The organism is Komagataeibacter intermedius TF2, assembly GCF_000964425.1.
Lineage (GTDB): Bacteria > Pseudomonadota > Alphaproteobacteria > Acetobacterales > Acetobacteraceae > Komagataeibacter > Komagataeibacter intermedius.
This window is the reverse complement of the sequence record NZ_BANF01000030.1, coordinates 1-2,585: the sequence shown is the minus strand read 5'-3', so window position 1 is coordinate 2,585 and position 2,585 is coordinate 1. Positions and strand designations below refer to the sequence as shown.

Sequence of the window (2,585 nt, the reverse complement as noted above, 5' to 3'; positions counted from 1 at the left end):
CTGTCGTCGAATTCAAGACAATACTCTTTCATTCGCGATGACGGTTCTTAAGCTCTGCAAAAGTCATACGATGCTTTTGGGCAGGGTTTTTTAGGCGTTCGCGCACAATCTCGATAAGCTCCGCATCCTCGTCTGTGACAAGCCTCCGCTTGACGGGAGAGCGACCCGTTTCAGCAATATACGCGAGCGTATCGCGCAGTGCGTCAGAAAGTGAAATGCCTTGAGCCGACAACTTCTTAACTGCGGCTGCCTTCAGCGTTTCATCTACCCGGAATGTAACAGCAGACATACAAAGCCTCCTTGCGTGTATGCACATATGTATCACAGTTGTTGGTACAAATGAAGCGAAAGATGGTCGATGCTGATGTCTGCATTCGAGAAACCTGATCGGTTGCGGAAACGGCAGAAAAGAGGCGTAAGCGGAATGCCTGGATCTGTCCGTGTGGTTGTCGGGACTTCTGCTTGATTGGCAGATTTATCATCATCTTCTGGTTTTCGACACACGGGGCCTTTTTTTATGGTCTCCAACCTACTTGCGATAAGTGGAATTATCGCACGTAGGTATGGGGAAGGGGGCCTGTTTTCGATAAAAGACAGAGTTTGAAGTTAGGTATGAAATAAAGTAAGTCCATACGGCCACGCGTGGGTTTGATGTTGCGTCGTTTGGATCTAAATGATAGATATCAATGATACCTACTCCAAGGAGGTGGACATGTCTGATACAGCCAAAATTTTTATGACCGGTCGCAGCCAGGCCGTGCGTCTTCCTGCAGCTTACCGATTTGACACATCAGAGGTCACAATCCGCAGAGATCCACGTACCGGTGATGTCATTCTCTCGCCGCGTCCCCTGGGGTGGGGTAAGGCACTTTCTGCCATCCGGCAGGCCAAAGGGACTGAGCTTTTCCCTGAAGGTCGCAACCAGGATCAACAGGACAGGGATCCATTTGCTGTGTGCCTAACGTGATTTCTTATATGTTCGATACCAATACAATAAGTGATATCATACGCGCGGACGAAAGAGTGCTCTCACACGTGGAGGCGCTTGATCCAGGCCGGTGTTGTGTCTCGGCCGTAACCGCCGGAGAAGTTGCGTATGGACTAGCCAAACGCCCATCGGCAACTCGATTACTGCGTCTGACACGCACTGTCATGGATCGGCTGACCATACTGCCCTGGGATCATGGCGTAGCGGAGCGCTACGGCAAATTACGCGCTGAGCAAGAGCGGCATGGTCAAATTCTTGGGTCTTTGGACATGATGATCGCCGCACATGCCCTGACAGAGCATCTCGCGTTAGTGACCAGTGATCAGGCTTTTGCTCAGGTTCGGGGACTTACTGTGCTGAACTTTCGAAATTCGTGAAAACTGAACAAACGCTTATTACATTGTCTCTCAACAAACCAGAAATCAGAACATAGCGTTGACTGCAAACTGCGGGGAAACCTGTATACTTTTGTTGTGACCTGCAAAATAGAACGCAGAGCCGACGATTACCCCCCAATTTGCATTCCAGTTATATTCAAATGCAGGCGCGATCTGCCAGTCTGTTCCGGCTGTTCCTGTTTTATGAATATACGTGCCGTTATTATCATGCCCCCGCAACCACTTCCATCATAAATCTCTCATCATCGACGTCTGATCGCCATGAAATGCTGGCTTATCAGACAGTTGCACGTGTCCCGCTCCTCGAAAGAGGGGCGGGTAATCGCGCGCGTCCGCACCACGCCATGGCCAACAGGGCCGCCCCAACTGGTTTCTCCGATCCGTTCAAAACGTAACGTAGAAACTAATGAGGAATATCATCATGCGCGATGACGCAGTGAGAATGCTGTCGGGGCCAAATCAGAGGGAATGGTTGGCACGCAATACCAGATATGACCCGGAGACTGGCCGTCTTCTGGTATGGAACATCATTACATGGAAATGGTGTCTGGCGACCTCGGAAAATATCCTGGAGCTTTGTCCTCTGAGTGTAAGGGGCTTTGGGGATCCGGATGACATCTGGACGGACGTCCGCAGTAAGGCCAGCAGGCAGTCTTATGATCCGCAGCAGCGCGGCGATACTCCTGATTATAGTGAAGCGGAACGAAGTGCGTGGCTGAGGGAGAGCCGCCGCCGGAAATGCCTTCCCGAACGCATTGAAATTTTCAACGTGATACAGGGCCGGTGGATAGCGGTCACCCAGGAGAACCTAGCGGAGCATTACGCCCGCGGCTATTGGGACCTTATCGGGTTGGGTAACGCATGGGAGGAAATCGACGCGGAAATCTCACGGAAGGGTTGTACATCGGGTTAGATTATGAAAAAGTCTATTTTGTGTAAAAGAAATTTTCGTAAGCTATAAGAAAACCTGATGCAGACAGAGTGTAGCGCAGGCGCGTATGAATTTCCAGCCTCCTATGGACGGCGTGTTGTAGCCCGTTTTGACGGGGGTCGCATGAGTTCGGATGGCGGTGTCATCCTGGTAAAGCAGGTCGATGATAGTCTGGGGTTCAGTCGCCGTTTTGCTGCCTGTTTTCGCGATAAGCGGCATCCTGCCTTTGTGGAATACCGGGTTGAAGACCTTGTCCGTCAGCGGATCA

General features: G+C 51.0%; 5 protein-coding genes and 1 pseudogene. 4 read left to right on the top strand and 2 right to left on the bottom strand.

The features are described from left to right. Window positions 1-28 precede the first annotated feature (28 nt). Complete coding sequence (locus B7449_RS05315) at window positions 29-289, bottom strand: type II toxin-antitoxin system RelB/DinJ family antitoxin (RefSeq protein WP_003618686.1); 261 nt, start codon at window positions 287-289, stop codon at window positions 29-31. Between the two features lie 423 nt (window positions 290-712). Between B7449_RS05315 and B7449_RS05305 the strand changes: the two genes are divergently transcribed. After that, a complete protein-coding gene (locus B7449_RS05305) occupies window positions 713-967 on the top strand; it encodes an antitoxin (protein WP_061498341.1) in 255 nt (84 codons plus the stop codon). An 8-nt stretch (window positions 968-975) separates the two neighbouring features. Continuing rightward, window positions 976-1,365, top strand: a complete 390-nt coding sequence (locus B7449_RS05300) for a type II toxin-antitoxin system VapC family toxin (RefSeq protein ID WP_053324230.1) — start codon at window positions 976-978, stop codon at window positions 1,363-1,365. Window positions 1,366-1,410: 45 nt separating this feature from the next. Here B7449_RS05300 and B7449_RS22770 read toward each other — a convergent pair. Next, window positions 1,411-1,605: pseudogene (locus B7449_RS22770) on the bottom strand (hypothetical protein); the annotation flags it as partial. Between the two features lie 202 nt (window positions 1,606-1,807). Between B7449_RS22770 and B7449_RS05290 the strand changes: the two are divergent. Beyond that, entirely contained in the window at window positions 1,808-2,299 is a 492-nt protein-coding gene (locus B7449_RS05290; protein WP_025440024.1) for a hypothetical protein, read from the top strand. Window positions 2,300-2,356: 57 nt separating this feature from the next. Beyond that, window positions 2,357-2,585 (top strand): transposase (locus B7449_RS05285; RefSeq protein WP_209426710.1); only part of this gene is annotated, 229 nt, incomplete at its 3' end.